Below are 17610 nucleotides of genomic sequence, written 5' to 3' on the forward strand. Positions count from 1 at the left end.
GGTCAGATGGCCGATGTGGCGAGCCACAGCAATGGACTGCGTCGCGGCGCGCAGTCGGTAGAACTGCGCGTGGCAGCCGCGCTGGAGAACCTGGCCGTGCTGCGCACGCTGGTGGCGGCGATCGGCACGTTCGAGGATCTCGATTTCGACGCGGTGGCAGACCTGCGCCTGGCCGTCGACGAGGCGTGCACGCGACTGATCCGGTCCGCGGTGCCCGACTCGACCCTGCTGGTCGTGGTCGATCCGCAGCCCGATGCGCTGGTTGTGCACGCGTCGACCACCTGCGACAGCACCGACATCCTCGCGCCGGGCAGCTTCAGCTGGCACGTGCTGAGTTCGCTGACCGACGAGGTCACCACGTTCTCCGACGGGCAGTCGGCTGCGGACGGCGAGGTCTTCGGTATCTCCATGACGACGAGGCGAGCGAGTTCGTTGCAGTGACCCGGTCGTCGTCCCAGGGTTCGTCGTCTCGATCGAGCTCTGAATACGCGGACGTCGCTGCGATGTTCCGCGCGCTGGCCGAGCTCGAGGAGGGCTCGGCGGCTTTCCAGCGTCAGCGTGACCGCATCGTCGAGCGTTGCCTTCCGTTGGCCGATCACATCGCGCGTCGCTTCGACGGTCGCGGTGAGCCGCGCGACGATCTGGTTCAGGTCGCCCGCGTCGGCCTGGTCAACGCCGTGATCCGGTTCGACGTGAACGCCGGTTCGGACTTCGTGTCCTTTGCGGTGCCGACCATCATGGGCGAGGTCCGCAGGCATTTCCGCGACAACAGCTGGTCGGTGAAGGTGCCGCGCCGGCTCAAGGAACTGCACCTGCGGCTGGGTGCGGCCACGGCCGAGCTGTCGCAGCGCCTGGGTCGGGCTCCGACGGCCACCGAGCTGGCCGCCGAACTGGAGATGGACCGCGACGAGGTGATCGAGGGCCTGGTCGCGGGCAGTTCCTACAACACGTTGTCGATCGACTCCGGCGGCAGCGGCAATGAGGACGCTCCGGCTATCGCCGACACCCTCGGCGACGTGGACTTGACGCTGGACCAGATCGAGAACCGTGAGGCGCTGCGGCCGCTGCTGGCGCAGCTGCCCGAGCGGGAACGTACGGTGCTGGTGCTGCGGTTCTTCGAGTCGATGACGCAGACGCAGATCGCCGAGCGGGTCGGCATCTCGCAGATGCACGTCTCCCGGCTGCTCGCGAAGTCGCTAGCGCGGCTCCGTGACCAGTTGGAGTGAGCACGGGGGATCGGCCTGCACCGCGGTCAGCGCCTCGGCGACGTCGGGGCAGATCGGCAGCGCCGAGTCCGGGTCGCAGATTCGCAGGAGCCGTTTGACGGCGTTGCTGGGGACCAGCGCCCACCGGATGTCGCCGCTGACGCACTGCACGTTGAGCGTGTGCAGCGCGGAGAACCCGGCGGTGGAGAAGAAGGTCAGTCCGGACAGATCCGCGACGAGGTACTGCGTCTTGTCGGAGTTGCGCAGCGCGTAGTTGACGAACTCGATGCCGTTGGCGGCGTCGAGCTCGCCGTGGCCGGCGACGATGGCAGTGGTGGGTTCCGGCCAACTCGTTTCGAAGCGTGCCGTGTGGCAGACGACGCTGTCCTGGTCGGGAACCGGATGTTGTTCTGGGACGTGTTGCACGATGGAATCCATTCACTAGCGCGAATGCTGTTTTCACGCCAAGGCGGGGCCCTAGATTCTCAAAGCCTCCACGGGAACGAAGCCCCGTGTGGTGACGATGACGCTTCCCAGGCTGTGAATTCAACCCTGTGTGAAACCATACGCCCATACCGTGATCTTGGACACCGATAAAGCAGGTTATTACCAAATCCTCAGCAGGGGGCGCCGCCGTCGCCCCCGCCGGACGAGAGTGGGATGTTCCGCTGTGACACAAGATGATTCGGCGACCGGGGTGGTGCTCGCCGCGGGCGCGGGTACCCGGTTCGGGATGCCGAAGGTGCTTGCCGCCGACGGCGCCTGGTTGCGCGCGAGCGTGGCCGCGCTGCACGGCGGCGGCTGCGGTGACGTGGTGGTGGTGCTGGGGGCCGCGCTCGTCGACGTTCCCGCGCCCGCACGGGCGGTGGTGGCCGAGGACTGGGCCGACGGGTTGAGCGCATCGGTGCGCGCCGGGGTGCGGGCCGCGCGTGAGGCTGCGGATTTCGTCGTGCTGACGACTGTGGACACCCCCGACGTGGGGGCCGCGGCGGTGCGGCGGGTGCTGGCGGCTGCGCGGGCGTCGGAGGCAGGGCTGGCCCGCGCGCGCTACGGCGCGCGGCCGGGGCACCCGGTGGTCATCGCCCGTAGGCACTGGCCCGCGCTGCTGGACACGTTGTCCGGTGACGTCGGCGCCGGGCCTTTCCTGGCCGCCCGCGACGACGTCGTCGACGTCGACTGTGCGGACCTGGGCACCGGACTCGACGTCGACGCACGGTAATTCCGGGAATCCGGCGCGTTCAGGCACCCCAAGGGTGCTCTGGCGCGCCGGATTCGCTGGGAATGCGGTCAGCCCAACACCGCGGCAGCGAAGCGGGACACCGCCTCGGAGCCGGTACGGGCGGCGTCGTCATGGCTTGGCCGGGCGCGGGTGGCGACGAGGCCGGTCGCCGGGTCCAGCGTCACCTCGGCCAGCAGCTCGCCGGTGGTCGGCTCGCAGACCGCCCACGAGTACAGGGTCTCCGACAACCATTGCGCAGCAAGGGAATCGACGTAGCCGGGGCGGTGCTCACCGAGTTCGGCGAGCGCGGGCCGGTCGTCGACGCGGTCATCGGCGCGCAGCGCACGCAGATACCACGCCCCGGCGTTGATCTCGACGGGCTCCACCCGGACAGCTTGCCATGTGCGGGTCCGGACATGGGACGGCCCCGCTGCCGTGGCAACGGGGCCGTTTTCCACCCCTCGGTTCCTTGGACCGCCTGGTCATCCAGCAACCCGCGGGCCGAACTGGGGCAAACGATAGCCCTCTCGGGTGTCCGTAGGGATTCTTTGACCAAATACAACGAAAACGGGGCGTCATCCTCTGATGACGCCCCGTTTTCGGTAAGACCTACTCGGCGGCGGACTTGAGCTCCGCGATCACGGTGCCCTGGGTGACCGCCGCACCGGCCTCGACGGACAGCCCGGTCACGACGCCGTCCTTGTGCGCGGTGACGGGGTTCTCCATCTTCATGGCCTCCAGCACCACCACCAGGTCGCCGGCCGCGACGGTCTGGCCTTCCTCGACGGCGACCTTGACCACGGTGCCCTGCATCGGGGCGGTCACGGCATCGCCGGACGCCGCGGCGGCGCCGCCGCCACCACGCTTGCGCGGCTTGGGCTTCTTGCGGATCGCGCCGTGGGCGGGTGCGCCGCCGTTGCCGATCGCCAGGTCACCGGGCAGCGAGACCTCCAGGCGCCGCCCGCCGACCTCGACCACGACGGTCTGGCGGGGGACGGTGTCCTCCTCGTCGATGGGGTCGCCGCCGGTGAAGGGCTCGACGGTGTTGTTCCACTCGGTCTCGATCCAGCGGGTGTGCACGTCGAACTTCTCGCCGTCGCCGATGAACGCGGGGTCGGCCGTCACGGCGCGGTGGAACGGGATGACGGTTGCGAGGCCTTCGACGTTGAACTCGGCCAGCGCACGCCGGGAACGGGCCAGCGCCTCGTCGCGGGTGGCGCCGGTGACGATCAGCTTGGCCAGCATCGAGTCGAACTGTCCGCCGATGACCGAGCCGGACTCGACGCCGGAGTCCATGCGCACGCCGGGGCCGGTGGGCGGCTCGAACTTGGTGACCGGGCCGGGGGCGGGCAGGAAGCCACGGCCGGCGTCCTCGCCGTTGATGCGGAACTCGAAGGAGTGGCCGCGCGGGGTCGGGTCCTCGGTGATGTCAAGGGCTTCGCCGTTGGCGATCTTGAACTGCTGCAGCACCAGGTCGATGCCGGAGGTCTCCTCGGTGACCGGGTGCTCGACCTGCAGGCGGGTGTTGACCTCGAGGAACGAGATGAGGCCGTCCTGGCCGACCAGGTACTCGACGGTGCCCGCGCCGTAGTAGCCGGCTTCCTTGCAGATGCGCTTGGCCGACTCGTGGATCTCTTTGCGCTGGGCTTCGGTCAGGAACGGCGCCGGAGCCTCCTCGACGAGCTTCTGGAAGCGGCGCTGCAGCGAGCAGTCGCGGGTGCCTGCGACGACGACGTTGCCGTGGGTGTCGGCGATGACCTGGGCCTCGACGTGGCGGGGCTTGTCGAGGTAGCGCTCGACGAAGCACTCGCCGCGGCCGAACGCGGCGACAGCCTCGCGGGTGGCCGAGTCGAACAGCTCGGGGATCTCTTCGAGGGTGCGGGCGACCTTCATGCCGCGGCCGCCGCCGCCGAACGCGGCCTTGATCGCGATGGGGAGGCCGTGTTCCTTGGCGAAGGCCAGGATCTCGTCGGCGTCCTTGACCGGATCCGGGGTGCCGGGCACCAGCGGTGCGTTGGCCCGGGCCGCGATGTGGCGAGCGGTGACCTTGTCGCCGAGGTCGCGGATGGACTGCGGGCTGGGGCCGATCCAGATCAGGCCGGCGTCGAGGACGGCCTGGGCGAAGTCGGCGTTCTCGGAGAGAAAGCCGTAGCCGGGGTGGATGGCGTTGGCGCCGGACTTGGCGGCGGCGTCGAGGAGCTTCTCGAACACGAGGTAGGACTCGGCGGAAGTCTGGCCGCCGAGGGCGAACGCTTCGTCGGCCAGCCGCACGTGGGGTGCGTCGGCGTCAGGCTCGGCGTAGACCGCCACGCTCTGCAGACCGGCGTCTTTTGCTGCACGGATGACCCGGACGGCGATCTCCCCGCGGTTGGCGACTAGCACCTTGGAGATCTTTGAGCTGGCGTGACTGGCCACTGCGCCTCCTGATGGCATGAATCTTTAAGAGCTTTTTAAAGAAGATAACTCGCGAAGTTTATGCAGCCCAATTCGAGTGTCGGCGAGCCGGTCCCTTACCCGCCGGTAACCCCGGGGGCCTGCCTACGGTCGTTGGGGCGCGTCCTCGCGGGGGCTGACCTGCTCGGCCCGCCGCGCGAGAGTGTGGTGGCGCACCCGGTCACCGCCGGCGCGCTTGGCGCTGTACATCGCGACGTCCGCCTGGGCGGTGAGCCAGTGCAGCGCGTCGACGATGTTGCCGGCGTTCAGGGAGGCCACCGCCACGCTGGCGGTGCCGACGCTGCCGGTCAGCTCGTAGCGCGTCGCGCTGACCGCCGTGCGGGCCTGCTCACCGAGGGATTCCGCGATGGGGGTGGAGGTGACGTCGGCGACCAGGAACTCCTCGCCGCCGACGCGGCCGACGATCGCCGAGCCGGGCAGGTGTGTGCACAGCTGACGGCCCACCGATACCAGTGCGTCGTCGCCGGTGCTGTGTCCGAGGGTGTCGTTGAGCTGTTTGAAGCGGTCGAGGTCGATCATGGCGAAGGCCAGGAAGCTGCCGTTGCGCTGGCCGTCGAGCACCGCGGCGACGACGGCCCGTTCGAAGGAGCGGCGGTTGAGCAGCCCGGTCAGTGGGTCCCGGTCGGACTGGATCAGGTCGATGCCCAGCGCGTGCACCATGATCTGGATGGCCAGCGGGACGCCGGCGTTGAGCTCGAGAACGAGGAACAACATCGTCAGCCCGAGCACCGCCTGGCCGTCGGCGGCCATGTGCAGGACGTGGAACGCGGCGACGCCGACCGCCACCGCGAGGTTGGCGGTGACCAGCCGGGCGGAGTGGAAGAAGGCCAGATAGCCGCCGGTCACGGCCAGCGCGGCGCACGCCATCAGCCCGATCTCCGGGTCGGCGGCGGTCAGGCTGCCCAGCGCGATGCACACGCAGATGCACAGTGCGAAGCCGATGGACTGGTTGCGGGTGGGCCAGCGGGTCACCCACAGCACTGCATACCCGAGGCCGACTGCGCCGGCGACCGCGCCGAGGGCGACGTGGGCGGTGTGGTTGGTCGGTGTCGGACCCCACAGTGCGTTGGCCGGGACCAGCGCTCCGGATGCGGCGATGATCGCCATCAGGGTCTGGGCGGGGCGGGCGAAGCTGCGGGCGTGCATGTAGCTGGAAAGCCAGTCGTATTGATCCGGCTGTTGCCACCAACGCCTGATCGCCCCCACGAATCCCCCGCTCAGATTCCAGAATTCCCTGCCACTCGAAGCCCCCGACACGGGCGGTGGAGTGTTAGCTAGAGACTAGCGGTCAGCGCGCCTGTCGATGAACAGAACATTAAATCTGTTTGCGTGTCGAGCGAGCCGCCTCGGCGGTCCTCATCCGGCGCCGGCGGTGCTGTACTGAGACGTCGCGGAGGGCAGCCGGTCCAGCAGGCTGCGCGCGGTGTCGGCCACGCGTCGGCGGTCGAACGTGACGACCAGTTCGAAGATCCGATCGCGGCTGTCCCCGGTGGCCGGTAGTTCGCGGGCGATCAGGGCGGCGGCATTGTCCGTTCCGATCGTGACCACGATCCATTCCTGCGTCACGGGGTCGTCCGGATCGAGGCGCACGCCCCGGATCCCGGGGCCCGGATCGTCGGGGAGGTCGCGGCCGAAGACCGCGACGAGCGGCGATCGGCGGGCGATCCCGGTGTACACGGCGCGGGTCGCGGAGTCGAAGTTGACCCGCTTCTGGACCGTCGCCAGCACGATCGGCGGGCTGTCGGCGCTCAGAGCGAGCCGCTCGATGTGCCGGGACAGTTCGAGCAGTATTCGTTTGCGCACGACGCGGGACGTGATGCCGCGTGTCGAGGTCTCGAACACCGATTGTCCGGATGATTGTGGGGACCAGGCCTGTGAGGTCGGCCGTGGGTACTTCAGCGCCGGTTCGGTCAGCGCGGCGGGCTGGCCGAACCGATACCCCTGGCCCAGCGTCGCGCCGTAGGCCAGAGCCTGCTCGAGGTGGGCGTCGGTCTCTATCCCCTCGGCGAGAATCGTCGCGCCCGTGCGTTCGTGGTGGGCGAGGACAGCGGCCACGCAACGTGCCTGATGCCGGTCGGCCTGCTGCTGGATCAGGCCGAGGTCGAGTTTGAGGATGTCCGGCGCCACGATGTCGAGCAGTGCCAGCGAGTCCCGGTGCGCTCCGATGTCGTCGAGGGCGATCGCGAAGCCGAGTTCGCGCAGCGCCGCCACCTTGCGCAGCAGAGCCCGGGGGTCGGTCAGCAGTCCGCGTTCGGTGAGCTCGAAGACGAGGTGGAACTTCTCCGCGGCCGCGGCCAGCGCTGCATCGGAGCGGGAGTCGACGTGGGCGGTCGCGGGCTCGCAGTTGAGCAGCAGCAGCATCCCGTCTGTGGACGGGCCGTGCAGCGCGCGGCGCGCTGCGGCGCTGATGCATTCGCGGTCGAGCAGGTCGAGCCGGCCGGTCCGGCCGGCGTGCGAGAAGACGTCCTGGGGTGTCACGCCGGTCATCGACGGCCAGCGGGCGAGCGCCTCGTAGCCCACTGGCATCTCGCCGGGCAGGGAGACGACACGTTGGAAGGCAGGGACCAGCCCGGCGCCGGCAACCGCGGCATCGAGTGTGTCCGTCATCGAGTGCCCAACTACGAGTGGATCGTCATCGTCGGCGGGAGTGCCCCGTGGGGACGATGTTAATCGGGGTTCGGGACGGGTCGGGCTACTTGAGCCGGTTCTTGATCCGGGCGAGCATCGCCGACATGCCGCGCAGCCGCAGTGGGCTGATCAGCTTGGCCAGGCCGAGGTCGGTGTAGAAGTCGTCGGGCACGGCCAGAATGTCGTCGGCGGACTGCCCGTCCAGGCCGGTGGCCAGGATCGCGGCGAACCCGCGGGTGGTGGGCGCTTCGGCCGGTGCGCTGAAGTACAGCCGCACGTGTGCGCGGTCGTCGGCGTCGACGTGCAGGAACAGCGGCGACTGGCACTCGGGCACCGGTTCCATCGCGGCCTCTTCGAGCTCGGCGGGCAGCGGTGGCAGCTCCCCGGCGAACTCCAGCAGCAGGGCCAGCTTGTCTTGCCCCTCAACTTCTTTGAAGTCCGAGACCACCTCGGCCAGCGGAGCCGGCATGTCGCTCACACTCATGCGTTGCCGGGGGCCTCGCCGGGCTCCTCGCCGACCGCGACGGGCACACGCACGGCGTTGCCCCACTCGGTCCAGGAGCCGTCGTAGTTCCGCACGCCGGGCAGACCGAGCAGGTGGGTCAGCACGAACCAGGTGTGGCTGGAGCGTTCGCCGATGCGGCAGTACACGACGGTGTGCTCCTCGGGGGAGAGGAAACCGTAGAGGTCGTCGAGTTCGGCACGGCTGCGGAACTTGCCGTTGTCCAGCGCGGCCTTGGCCCACGGGATCGACACCGCGGTCGGGATGTGGCCGCCGCGCAGCGCGCCCTCTTCGGGGTAGTCGGGCATGTGGGTGCGTTCGCCGGTGTACTCCTGCGGCGAGCGCACGTCGATCAGCGGTTGCTTGCCGAGGATCTCGAGCACGTCCTCTTTGAACGCCCGGATGGGGGCGTCGTTGCGTTCCACGACGGGGTAGCCGGTGGTCTGCTTGTCCGGCACATCCAGGGTGGTGTCGCGGCCGTCGGAGATCCACAGGTTGCGCCCACCGTCGAGCAGTCGCACGTCGGGGTGGCCGAACAGGGTGAACACCCACAGCGCGTAGGCGGCCCACCAGTTGCTCTTGTCGCCGTAGATCACCACGGTGTCGTCGCGGGAGATGCCCTTGCGGTTCATCAGCTCGGCGAACTGCTCGCCGGTGATGTAGTCGCGCACGTGCGGGTCGTTGAGGTCGGTGTGCCAGTCGATCTTCACCGCGCCGGGGATGTGGCCGGTGTCGTAGAGCAGCACGTCCTCGTCGGACTCCACGATGGCCAGCCCGGGCCGGCCGAGATTGCCCGACAGCCAGTCGGCGGTGACGAGCCGTTCCGGGTGGGCATAGGACTGCAGGGCGGGGCTGGGATCAGCGGGTAGTGGCACGTCCCCGAGCCTACCGGGGAGGTGGGGCACGGTTTTGGGTGATGGCGCGACGAGGTGGCGCCGGGCTCAGGCGGGGCTGGTGCTCCAGGCCTGCAGACGTGCCGCAATCTCGCCCAGATCGGTGATCGTCCCGGCCGCGACAGCGATGACGAACGCGAACCGGTCGTCCTCAGGCGCGCGAACGGAATGGCCGTTGATGCCCAGGAACGTCAAGCACGCGGTCCACGCGAGTCGCTTGTTCCCGTCAACGAGAGGGTGGTTGCGCGCCAACGACTGAAACAGAGCCGCAGCCTTGAGATGAAGGTCCGGATACGCGTCTTCGCCGAGCACTGTCGCCCGCGGCCGTGCCTGTGCCGACTCCAGAAGGCCGTAGTCCCTCACAGCCACATCGGGGCCGACGGCGGCGCGCGCGATGTCCAGCAGGTCCTCGAGGTCGAGGTAGTGGATCACGCGTCCTTCAGTCGTTCCAGGAGCCTGGCTTCTTCACGGACGACACGCTGCAATTCGGTCGCGACCCGCGTCTTATGCGCGCGCCGGTCGATGTACTCGTCGATCGCCGAAAGTGCGACGGCCTGCATCGACCGGCCCTCGGCGGCGGCTTGTCGCCGCAACGCCTCTGCCTGTTCGTCGTTCGGGCGCAGGGTCATTCCCATGACCGCGATGATACCTGTCTGATACCGCCCGGCTCATGGGCTGAGGCTGCCTACATCGGCGGGCGGCGGTGCGGGCGGGCTCTCCAGCGCATCGGGGCGCATCGCGTAGCTGATAACGCTGAGCGTGATCAGGACCAGCGCCGCGACCGCGGCGATCTTGGTCCGCAGTTCGGCGTGGTAGAGGCCGTGCCGCATGTCTTCGCGGGCCTGGCGCCACGCGTCGACGCTCGCATAGCGCAGCGGGTTCTCGACGAGATGGTGCACCGCGACGGCCAGCCCGAAGGTCAGCGTCAGCACGCTGGCGTAGTAATAGACGCCGGGCTCCATCATCGCGGCCAGCAGCACGATCACCGGCCAGTGCGCCAGGTACAGCGCGTACGACAGGTCGCCGACGTAGGTGATGGCCCGGTTGCGCAGGAACCCCTGTAGCGCGGGTTCACTTCCGACACCGGCGGCGATGACGAGCACGGTGCCGGTCACCGGGAGCAGGGCCCATGGGGCCGGGAAACCGGCCGACCCGTTGAGGGCGATCATGCTCACGCCGATCAGCCCGACCCCGGCCCAGGACAGCAGCGGGCGCACCCATTCCGGTAGGCGGGTCAGCGCTCCGGTCGCAGTCGCCAGCAGCGCGCCGACGCCGAGTTCCCAGGCGCGCGCGGCGGTGTCGACGACGGCCCAGGTCGGGAACGCCGACGTGGCGTAGAGAGCCCAGGCGAACGAGGCGACGACGAGAAGGCCGGTGGCCGCGGCGATCCGGGCCAGCCAACGCTCGTGACTCCAGGCGCTACGCACCGCGGCCGCGGTGATGCCCACAAGCACCAGCGGCCAGAGAACCAGGAACTGCTCCTCGATCGACAGCGGCCAGTAGTGCAGCAGCGGAGACGCGGTGTCGGCGGCGGTGAGGACGTCGGTGCCGGTGACCGCGGAATGCCAGTTGGCGACGAAGAAGAACGCGTACAGCGCGTCGGTACCGATGTCGCGGGCAGCCGGCGGCGGCAGAACGTACACAGCGGCGACGACGGTCGCGACCAGCACGAGCGTTGCGCTGGGTGCGATGCGGCGTATCCGGTCCCAGTAATAGCTGCGCAGCGACGGCGCGCCGTCGTCGGCCGCGGCCCGCAACAGGCTCTCGGTGACGAAGAACCCGGTGATCACGAAGAACACGTCGATTCCGACGAAGCCGCCGACAGGCACACCCCACAGGTGGTGGGCGAACACGGCCAGCACCGCGACCGCACGCAACCCCTGGATGTCCAGCCGCAAATTTGCTCGTTGTGCGCGTCGGCGTCGACGACTTTCGGATTCGCGCCATTGATCGAGCTTTGTAACCACGAATTTGCCCCCCCGGCATCGCGTCATGCGGTTCGTGTCAGTTCTTCGCTATCTTCCCCGCCTCACGACTTTTGGCAACCTGACGTGTGCGATGTCACCTCTGTGGCTGCGCGGTAGTGACGCGGTGGGCGCAGGCTTCACCTGCGGGATAGCTGGGTGAGTCCTGCCGGTGTGCTTGAGATTCCGGCCACCGAGCGCCGGCGGACTTACTCTGAGCAGGCCATACCGACAGCAAGGGGCCCCAATGAACAGAGCATTCGTGGCGGCGGCGATGAGCGTCTGCGCGGCCGGGGCCGGGGCGGTCGTGACCGCGGGACCGGCGGCAGCGCACGCCGATGACGCGCTGATCCAGTACAAGGAACCCAACGCGGCGTGGGTGATGCCCGACGTGAAGGACGAAATGTTGTTCAGGGCCGAGCAGGACGTCGAGGGTGTCGTCGAGAACAAGGCACTGACGTTCAAGACGGTGGCGCCCAACCACGAGGCGGTCTACAACCTCGAGGACTGGGTGGTCTGCGGTGAGTCACCGGCGGCGGGCACCCCGCTGTCGAAGGACAAGACGACGTCGGTGACGCTGTTGGTCGAGCGACCCGGCGGGGAGGCTTGCGGGGCCTAGGGCAGGACGTGGCGATTCGCCCGGGCGGATTGCCATGGAAGCCATTGGCGGGATACCGCGCTGCCTCTAAGCTTTTCCCATGGAACTCAAGGGGAATTGGCGAAGCATCGCGGTCGCGGCGGCGACCGTAGGGGTGTTCGTCGCAGGCGGGGTAGTCGTCGCACCGGTCGCGGCAGCGCAGGACGCGGAAACCTGGACGATGCCGGCGGTGCGCGAGGAGGTCCTGCAGAACGCGGTCGACAGCGTGGTCGCGGCTGCGGGGGAGAAGAACGTCCGGTTCAACGTCTACGACCGGCAGTTCAACCAGGTCGTCTACAACTACACGAACTGGGTCGTGTGCGGGCAGTCGCCATCGGCCGACAGCAGCGTGCCGGTCGGGGAGAAGCCGCGGACGGTCACGTTCGCGTTGGCGCGACCGGCGATCGGCTGCTGACCCAAGCTTCGTAAGTAAATCGTGACCTTGGGCTGTGAGTTGCCTGTGTGCCGTTGATTAAGGTGACAGGGACTCGAAACCAAGGGATCTGATGTTGCTGAAGAAGATTTTCGTGCCCGTCATCGCCGCGGGTTTGACGCTCGGTGCCACCCTGGGTGTCTCGGCGCCGGCCGGGGCGGCCAACGAGGCGGTCGCACAGGCGCCGGCGCCCACCGCGAGTGCGCCGCTGATCATGCCGGAGGTGCGCACCATGGTGCTGCAGCGCGCGGTACGCACCCTGCACGCCGCCACCAGTAACGCCGAGCTGGATCTGCGGTTCGTCAACCGCAAGGACGTCCGCGAGGTCATCAATCAGCAGAACTGGGAAGTATGCGCCCAGAGTCCTAGTGCGGGACGGGCGATCTCGCAGAAGACGATGCGCGTCATCCTCTACGTGAAGCGGCCGGGAAGTCGCGGCTGCTCCTAGCCGGACGCGGATTCTCACTTCGCTACGCACGGCGCGGCGAAGCGGGCTGGCCGCTGATTATGGCTCCACCTGTGTCGACCGAACGCGAGTAGCCACTCAGCAAACTTGCCGCGTGCCCCCAGGGGCCTGTCGGCGGGTCCGGCGACGGATCGGCGGAGTACCGCAGACGGCCCCCGATCTGCAATAAACAAACTGGTCAGCCGATATTTCCCCATGCACAGAACGCATGCGCAGATCCCCATTTGAGATTGACATCGCACCTGCGCGGCAGCACGCTGGTAGCTAATCCAATGGGGAGGGTGTGGGGGATATGTCTACTTTTGCCGAAAGAATGTCGGGCGCCGGAACGAAGATGCAGGTGGGGGCTGCCGCCTGCGGGATTGCCGCTGCTGCGATCCTGACGCCGGCGGTGGCCGCGCAGGCGGACATCAGCCTCCCGGTGCCCGCCGCACCTGCGCTCACCGATATCGCGGCGGCGCCGTTGATCAACTCGGTGTCGTTCGCCGAGCAGGGGTCCTGGATCTGGTTCGGCCAGACCAGGGACGACGGCCCGACCTACACCCCAGTGGTGACGTTCTCGCCGCTCGCGCTGGTGCCGGGGTTCCTGCGGCCGCTGTTCGGGTGGTTCGAGCGGATCAACTTCACCGCGTGCTTCCTGGGGTTGAACGCCCGGATCGGGCCCTACGGCACGCTGTCGATCGGCTTCAGCCGCGGCTGCTGACGCCGGGAGCTACGCGCGCCACAGGTCCGAGATGGCCAGGCCCGCCCGGCGCACCAAGCGGTGCACCAACGGAAGGCTGATGCCGATCACGTTCGACGGGTCGCCCTCGATGCGGTCGACGAACCATCCGCCGAGCCCGTCGAGCGTGAAAGCGCCTGCCACGTAAAGGGGTTCACCGCTGTCGACGTAGCGGGCGATCTCGACCTCGGTGGGCTGGCCGAAATGCACCTTGGTGCTGCCGGTGTCGACCTCGGTGTGGGTGATGACGCCGTCGGATATCCGCAGCAGTGCATGCCCGGTGAGCAGGTGGCCCGCCGCGCCTGCCATCGACATCCATTGCGCGCGAGCCGCTTCCGCGGAGCCGGGCTTGCCGCGCAGGGTGCCGTCGAGGAACAGCATCGAATCACAGCCGATGACCACGCAGTCGGCCATCAGCTCCTCGGGCAGCTCGGCCGCGACACTGAGAGCCTTGGCGTTCGCCAGCTTGGCCACCACCGCCTCCGGCGGCAGATCAGGGTCTAGTGACGCGAGAAGGGCGTCCTCGTCGACGTCGGAGACGATCACGTCCGGGTCGATGCCGGCCTGGCGCAGCACGCCGAGCCGGCCCTGGGACGCCGACGCGAGCACGACGCGCGTCATCGAGCTTGTCTGCTCTTCGCGCGAGCGCTCATCGCCTCATGTGCATGCGTTCCAGCAGGGTCACCCGCTGCCAGCTGGTGACGTCGTAGCGCAGCTTGTCGACGGGATGGCCCCACGGGTTGAGTTCCTGCGGGCCCGGGTCGGCTGCTGCGCCGCCGCCGGCGCCGGCCAGCACGGCGACCAGCGCGGCGAGTTCCTCGACGGTGGGCTCGCCGTTGACGACCTGGAAGTGCGGGTCCGGTTGGCGCGGATCGTCGATCGTCAGGTCGCGCGGATCGGAGACCTCGACGATGTCGGCGTCATGGTTCATGGGTGGTGAATCCTTGTCTGAGGCAGCGGATCAGAGCGGGATGTTGCCGTGCTTCTTCGGCGGGGTCTGAACGACCTTGCGCTCCAACAGCTTCAGTGCGGTGGCGACGTAGCCGCGGGTGTGCGACGGTGGGATCACCGCGTCGACGTAGCCGCGCTCGGCGGCGATGTACGGGTTCACCAGGGTGTCCTCGTACTCCTGCTGCAACTTCAGGCGCAGCGCGTCGACGTCCTCGCCGTTGGCCGCGGCTTCCTTGAGTTGCTGGCGGTAGACGAAGCCCACCGCGCCGGAGGCGCCCATCACGGCGATCTGGGCGGTCGGCCAGGCCACCACGACGTCGGCGCCCATGTCCTTGGAGCCCATCACGCAGTACGCGCCGCCGTAGGACTTGCGGGTGATGACGGTGACCTTGGCGACGGTGGCCTCACCGTAGGCGTAGAGCAGCTTGGCGCCGCGGCGGATGATGCCGTTGAACTCCTGGTCGGTGCCGGGCAGGAAGCCGGGAACGTCGACCAGCAGCACGATCGGGATGTTGAAGCAGTCGCACGTGCGGATGAACCGCGCGGCCTTCTCCGAGGCGTTGATGTCCAGGCAGCCGGCGAACTGGGTGGGCTGGTTGGCCACGATGCCCACCGGGCGGCCGTCGACGCGGCCGAAGCCGATCAGGATGTTGCCCGCGTAGCCGGCCTGGACTTCGAGGAACTCGTCGTCATCGAGGATGCGGGTGATGACCTCGTGCATGTCGTAGGGCTGGTTCGGCGAGTCCGGGATCAGCGTGTCGAGCTCGAGGTCCTCGTCGGTGAGGCTCTCCTCGATCGGGGCGTCGGCCAGCGGGGCCGGGTAGCGCGGCGGCTCGGCGTAGTTGTTGGGCGGCAGGTAGGACAGCAGGTCGCGGACGTAGTCCAGCGCGTCCTGCTCGCCGGAGGCCACGTAGTGCACGGTGCCCGACTTGGACATGTGGGTGTGGGCGCCGCCGAGCTCTTCCATGGTGACGTCCTCGCCGGTGACGGTCTTGATGACGTCGGGGCCGGTGATGAACATCTGGCTGGTCTGGTCGACCATGATGACGAAGTCGGTCAGCGCGGGGGAGTAGACGTGCCCGCCGGCCGCGGCGCCCATGATCAGCGAGATCTGCGGGATGACGCCGGAGGCCTTGATGTTGTTGTGGAAGATGCGGCTGTAGAGGCCGAGGGAGACCACGCCTTCCTGGATGCGGGCGCCGGCGCCGTCGTTGATGCCGATCAGGGGGCGGCCGGTCTTGATGGCCAGCTCCTGGACCTTGACGATCTTCTCGCCGTACACCTCGCCGAGGCTGCCGCCGAACACGGTGGCGTCCTGGCTGAACACGCAGACGTCACGGCCGTCGATGGTGCCGTAGCCGGTGACCACGCCGTCGCCGGTTGGGCGGTTCTTCTCCAGCCCGAAGTTCTTGCTGCGGTGCTTCGCCAGCGCGTCCAGCTCCACGAACGAGCCCTCGTCCAGCAGCGCGAGGATGCGCTCGCGCGCCGTCAGCTTGCCCTTGGCGTGCACCTTCTCCACGGCGGCCTCGCCGACCGGGTGCTTGGCCTCCGCTGCGCGCTTGCGCAGGTCGGCCAGCTTTCCGGCGGTGGTGTGGATGTCGATCTCGTGCTCGGCAGACGGCTCAGTCACGCTGGTCATAGCTCCTGATGCTAACGGCGTGCTGCCGGGGTGTCGCGGGTGGCCCTTACTAGTCCCTTAGAAATACTGGCGAGGCGGGGAGGGGCATCGGCCCTCTCGTTCCCGGCGGCGGTGCGGCGTGCTTGATAGCGTGCCGTCATCCGCGGGGGCGGCACAGGGGGAGGACTCGACTTATTTTTTCCGGAAGGCCCCGGGCGTGCTCATGGAAGGCGCGACTGCTCCTCGTCATAACCGTTGCGGTGCTGACGTTTTCGGCGATCACGCTGGTGATCCGCGCACTGCCGCTGACCAACGTTGTTGCGCTGGTAATTGCGGTGGGCGCCCCGTACACGGTGTTCGTCGCCACGCTCGGACTTGCCCTGGCGGTGCTGCAGCGCCGGGCGGTCTTGTCGATCGTGGCGGTGGTCGTCGTGGTGGTGTCACTGGGGATCCAAGTGCGCTGGTACTACGGCGGCGACGCCCAGGACGTCGGCGAGCACGTCGAGGTGCGGGTGTTGTCGTCGAACCTGCGGTACGGGCGCGCCGAGCCTGCCGAGTTCGTTCGCCTGGCTGTTGACAACGCCGACGTCGTCACGGTGACGGAGTTGACGGCCGAATCAGTGCGCCGTTTCCACGTCGCCGGCATCCACGAGGCGTTTCCGTATTCGATCCTGTTCCCCGCCGCGAAGGCAGGCGGCAACGGGATATGGAGCCGCCATCCGCTGACCCCGGTATCGCCGACGCGCTTCTGGAATTCGAGCATGGTCGCGGCGCGCGTGAAGGTGCCAGGCGCATCCGCCGAGGTCGCGGTGGCCAGCGTGCATGTCACCTCCCCGATGGCGTCGTTCGACAGCTGGCGAAATGCGATGGTGGCGACCAAATCGAGGCTCGAGGGTCTGGCGCACGCCGTGGACTCGGGAACGGTCATTGCGGCTGGGGACTTCAACAGCACACCGGATATGCGCCAGTTCCGCGACCTGCTGACAAACAGCTACCGCGACGCGGTTGCCTCCACCGGGACGGGTCTCGCGCCGACGTTCCCGTCGAACGCCGCGGTGCCCCCGGTCATCACCATCGATCACGTGTTGACGCGGCAGGCTGCGGTGGCCTCTGTCACGGCTGTTTCGGTGAGTGGCACCGACCACCGTGCACTTCTAGCCACGGTCAAGATTCCGTCCACAAACCTGTGAACCTGAGTAAATGCCAAGAGAATGGCTCGCCAGCAAACATGCTAGGGGTCGCACCTACGACGGTGGATTGGGGCCGAAAATGGCTTACTCGGGGGTTGCTGTGAAACACGCCTGAAACGAAGAAACGCTGGTGATTGGCGGTTTTACCGGTCGGAAGAGAACATCTCGTAACTTTGCGCGTTCCAGTTGACAGGCCCCCGGGAGTCTGACATATTTTCAGCTAACTCAACCGGAGTGAAACGAGGGGGATATGGCTACAGTGGCCGCAAAAATGTCGAAGGTAAGCACCAAGTTCCAGGTGGCCACTGCGGCCACGGCGGTGGCTGCTGCGGCGGCCTTGACGCCTGCCGTCGCTGCCAACGCCGACATCGCACTGCCCGCGCCCACGGCGCCGGCGATGTCCGAACTGGCCAACATCGCCGCTGCTCCGGTTCTCGGCGCGGCTTCCATTGCGCAGCAAGGTGGTTGGGTCTGGTTCGGTCCGGCGCGGCCGGACGCCCCGCCGAAAACCACCATCCTTGACTTCAACACCGCGGCGCTGATCCCGGGCTTCGTCAAGCGCTGGTTCGGCTGGCTCGGTCAGCTCAACTTTGACGCCTGCATCTTCGGTGTCACGGTTTCGCTCGGGCCCTACTTCTCGGTTAAGGCCTCGATCAGCCGGGGCTGCTGATCCTCGTACATGCGGTTAGTCAGATGGGACTGCCATTGATGGCAGTCCCATCTGCGTGT

22 protein-coding genes are annotated in these 17610 nt (G+C 68.1%); 9 read left to right on the forward strand and 13 right to left on the reverse strand.

The annotated features are described in order from the left end of the window. Positions 1 to 6 precede the first annotated feature (6 nt). Together C6A87_RS06915 and C6A87_RS06920 are read left to right on the forward strand one after the other, a co-directional pair. Positions 7 to 441, forward strand: coding sequence for an ATP-binding protein (locus C6A87_RS06915; RefSeq protein WP_311116570.1), 435 nt, complete (start codon positions 7 to 9; stop codon positions 439 to 441). Positions 442 to 503: 62 nt separating this feature from the next. Then, positions 504 to 1226, forward strand: a complete 723-nt coding sequence (locus C6A87_RS06920) for an RNA polymerase sigma factor SigF (protein ID WP_396837011.1) — start codon at positions 504 to 506, stop codon at positions 1224 to 1226. Here C6A87_RS06920 and C6A87_RS06925 read toward each other — a convergent pair. Beyond that, positions 1197 to 1631 (reverse strand): STAS domain-containing protein, encoded by a 435-nt coding sequence (locus C6A87_RS06925; RefSeq protein ID WP_311116572.1) that lies wholly within the window; start codon positions 1629 to 1631, stop codon positions 1197 to 1199. The two genes, C6A87_RS06920 and C6A87_RS06925, sit on opposite strands and share 30 nt — an antisense overlap. A 244-nt stretch (positions 1632 to 1875) precedes the next feature. Here C6A87_RS06925 and C6A87_RS06930 point away from each other — a divergent pair, with 244 nt between their 5' ends. Next, positions 1876 to 2424, forward strand: a complete 549-nt coding sequence (locus tag C6A87_RS06930; RefSeq protein ID WP_311116573.1) for an NTP transferase domain-containing protein — start codon at positions 1876 to 1878, stop codon at positions 2422 to 2424. A gap of 68 nt (positions 2425 to 2492) precedes the next feature. Here the strand turns inward: C6A87_RS06930 and C6A87_RS06935 are convergent, their stop codons facing one another. The 9 genes from C6A87_RS06935 to C6A87_RS06975 form a co-directional block, all read right to left on the reverse strand. Next, positions 2493 to 2810, reverse strand: coding sequence for a hypothetical protein (locus C6A87_RS06935; protein WP_311116574.1), 318 nt, complete (start codon positions 2808 to 2810; stop codon positions 2493 to 2495). A gap of 223 nt (positions 2811 to 3033) precedes the next feature. Further along, entirely contained in the window at positions 3034 to 4839 is a 1806-nt protein-coding gene (locus C6A87_RS06940) for an acetyl/propionyl/methylcrotonyl-CoA carboxylase subunit alpha (protein WP_311116575.1), read from the reverse strand. Positions 4840 to 4962: 123 nt separating this feature from the next. After that, a complete protein-coding gene (locus C6A87_RS06945) occupies positions 4963 to 6084 on the reverse strand; it encodes a GGDEF domain-containing protein (protein WP_311116576.1) in 1122 nt (373 codons plus the stop codon). Positions 6085 to 6234: 150 nt separating this feature from the next. Next, the gene (locus tag C6A87_RS06950) at positions 6235 to 7485 is read right to left on the reverse strand and encodes an EAL domain-containing protein (RefSeq protein WP_311116577.1); all 1251 of its coding nucleotides are present in this window, start codon (positions 7483 to 7485) and stop codon (positions 6235 to 6237) included. Between the two features lie 85 nt (positions 7486 to 7570). After that, positions 7571 to 7990 carry a SufE family protein gene (locus C6A87_RS06955; protein ID WP_311116578.1) on the reverse strand — a complete coding sequence of 140 codons (420 nt, stop codon included), beginning with the start codon at positions 7988 to 7990 and terminating at the stop codon, positions 7571 to 7573. Beyond that, positions 7987 to 8883: a sulfurtransferase gene (locus C6A87_RS06960; RefSeq protein ID WP_311116579.1), complete on the reverse strand. Its 897-nt coding sequence runs from the start codon at positions 8881 to 8883 to the stop codon at positions 7987 to 7989. Before C6A87_RS06960 ends, C6A87_RS06955 begins: the two co-directional genes overlap by 4 nt. A 66-nt stretch (positions 8884 to 8949) precedes the next feature. Continuing rightward, positions 8950 to 9333: a type II toxin-antitoxin system death-on-curing family toxin gene (locus C6A87_RS06965; RefSeq protein ID WP_311116580.1), complete on the reverse strand. Its 384-nt coding sequence runs from the start codon at positions 9331 to 9333 to the stop codon at positions 8950 to 8952. Continuing rightward, positions 9330 to 9536 (reverse strand): CopG family transcriptional regulator, encoded by a 207-nt coding sequence (locus C6A87_RS06970; protein WP_311116581.1) that lies wholly within the window; start codon positions 9534 to 9536, stop codon positions 9330 to 9332. Before C6A87_RS06970 ends, C6A87_RS06965 begins: the two co-directional genes overlap by 4 nt. Before the next feature lie 33 nt (positions 9537 to 9569). Further along, positions 9570 to 10799: an acyltransferase gene (locus C6A87_RS06975; RefSeq protein WP_311116582.1), complete on the reverse strand. Its 1230-nt coding sequence runs from the start codon at positions 10797 to 10799 to the stop codon at positions 9570 to 9572. A gap of 313 nt (positions 10800 to 11112) precedes the next feature. Here C6A87_RS06975 and C6A87_RS06980 point away from each other — a divergent pair, with 313 nt between their 5' ends. The 4 genes from C6A87_RS06980 to C6A87_RS06995 all read left to right on the forward strand — a co-directional run bounded on the left by C6A87_RS06980 (position 11113) and on the right by C6A87_RS06995 (position 13104). Next, positions 11113 to 11484 carry a hypothetical protein gene (locus C6A87_RS06980; RefSeq protein ID WP_311116583.1) on the forward strand — a complete coding sequence of 124 codons (372 nt, stop codon included), beginning with the start codon at positions 11113 to 11115 and terminating at the stop codon, positions 11482 to 11484. Between the two features lie 79 nt (positions 11485 to 11563). After that, entirely contained in the window at positions 11564 to 11917 is a 354-nt protein-coding gene (locus C6A87_RS06985) for a hypothetical protein (RefSeq protein WP_311116584.1), read from the forward strand. A 112-nt stretch (positions 11918 to 12029) separates the two neighbouring features. Continuing rightward, complete coding sequence (locus C6A87_RS06990; RefSeq protein WP_311116585.1) at positions 12030 to 12383, forward strand: hypothetical protein; 354 nt, start codon at positions 12030 to 12032, stop codon at positions 12381 to 12383. A 352-nt stretch (positions 12384 to 12735) separates the two neighbouring features. After that, positions 12736 to 13104: a hypothetical protein gene (locus C6A87_RS06995; protein WP_311117837.1), complete on the forward strand. Its 369-nt coding sequence runs from the start codon at positions 12736 to 12738 to the stop codon at positions 13102 to 13104. Between the two features lie 9 nt (positions 13105 to 13113). On the opposite strand, the gene C6A87_RS07000 is transcribed toward C6A87_RS06995, so the two are convergent. Genes C6A87_RS07000 through C6A87_RS07010 form a run of 3 tightly spaced genes read right to left on the reverse strand, consistent with a single transcriptional unit; the run spans position 13114 to position 15712 of the window. Further along, positions 13114 to 13743, reverse strand: a complete 630-nt coding sequence (locus tag C6A87_RS07000) for a nucleoside triphosphate pyrophosphatase (RefSeq protein ID WP_311116586.1) — start codon at positions 13741 to 13743, stop codon at positions 13114 to 13116. Between the two features lie 28 nt (positions 13744 to 13771). Next, positions 13772 to 14053 (reverse strand): acyl-CoA carboxylase epsilon subunit, encoded by a 282-nt coding sequence (locus C6A87_RS07005; protein ID WP_311116587.1) that lies wholly within the window; start codon positions 14051 to 14053, stop codon positions 13772 to 13774. 30 nt (positions 14054 to 14083) lie between these two features. After that, entirely contained in the window at positions 14084 to 15712 is a 1629-nt protein-coding gene (locus C6A87_RS07010) for an acyl-CoA carboxylase subunit beta (protein ID WP_311116588.1), read from the reverse strand. 266 nt (positions 15713 to 15978) lie between these two features. Here C6A87_RS07010 and C6A87_RS07015 point away from each other — a divergent pair, with 266 nt between their 5' ends. Both C6A87_RS07015 and C6A87_RS07020 read left to right on the forward strand, forming a co-directional pair. Further along, entirely contained in the window at positions 15979 to 16881 is a 903-nt protein-coding gene (locus C6A87_RS07015) for an endonuclease/exonuclease/phosphatase family protein (protein ID WP_311116589.1), read from the forward strand. A 250-nt stretch (positions 16882 to 17131) separates the two neighbouring features. Then, positions 17132 to 17551, forward strand: a complete 420-nt coding sequence (locus C6A87_RS07020) for a hypothetical protein (RefSeq protein WP_311116590.1) — start codon at positions 17132 to 17134, stop codon at positions 17549 to 17551. Positions 17552 to 17610 lie beyond the last annotated feature (59 nt).

This window comes from Mycobacterium sp. ITM-2016-00317, from assembly GCF_002968295.1.
Taxonomy (GTDB): Bacteria; Actinomycetota; Actinomycetes; order Mycobacteriales; family Mycobacteriaceae; genus Mycobacterium.

Excerpts from the sequence above, each read along its gene's own strand:
- C6A87_RS06915 (WP_311116570.1), top strand. The coding sequence starts at position 7 with ATGGCCGATGTGGCGAGCCACAGCAATGGACTGCGTCGCGGCGCGCAG.
- C6A87_RS06920 (WP_396837011.1), top strand. The coding sequence starts at position 504 with ATGTTCCGCGCGCTGGCCGAGCTCGAGGAGGGCTCGGCGGCTTTCCAG.
- C6A87_RS06950 (WP_311116577.1), bottom strand. The coding sequence starts at position 7,485 with ATGACGGACACACTCGATGCCGCGGTTGCCGGCGCCGGGCTGGTCCCT.
- C6A87_RS06955 (WP_311116578.1), bottom strand. The coding sequence starts at position 7,990 with ATGAGTGTGAGCGACATGCCGGCTCCGCTGGCCGAGGTGGTCTCGGAC.
- C6A87_RS06970 (WP_311116581.1), bottom strand. The coding sequence starts at position 9,536 with ATGGGAATGACCCTGCGCCCGAACGACGAACAGGCAGAGGCGTTGCGG.
- C6A87_RS06980 (WP_311116583.1), top strand. The coding sequence starts at position 11,113 with ATGAACAGAGCATTCGTGGCGGCGGCGATGAGCGTCTGCGCGGCCGGG.
- C6A87_RS06985 (WP_311116584.1), top strand. The coding sequence starts at position 11,564 with ATGGAACTCAAGGGGAATTGGCGAAGCATCGCGGTCGCGGCGGCGACC.
- C6A87_RS06995 (WP_311117837.1), top strand. The coding sequence starts at position 12,736 with ATGCAGGTGGGGGCTGCCGCCTGCGGGATTGCCGCTGCTGCGATCCTG.
- C6A87_RS07000 (WP_311116586.1), bottom strand. The coding sequence starts at position 13,743 with ATGACGCGCGTCGTGCTCGCGTCGGCGTCCCAGGGCCGGCTCGGCGTG.
- C6A87_RS07005 (WP_311116587.1), bottom strand. The coding sequence starts at position 14,053 with ATGAACCATGACGCCGACATCGTCGAGGTCTCCGATCCGCGCGACCTG.
- C6A87_RS07010 (WP_311116588.1), bottom strand. The coding sequence starts at position 15,712 with ATGACCAGCGTGACTGAGCCGTCTGCCGAGCACGAGATCGACATCCAC.
- C6A87_RS07020 (WP_311116590.1), top strand. The coding sequence starts at position 17,132 with ATGGCTACAGTGGCCGCAAAAATGTCGAAGGTAAGCACCAAGTTCCAG.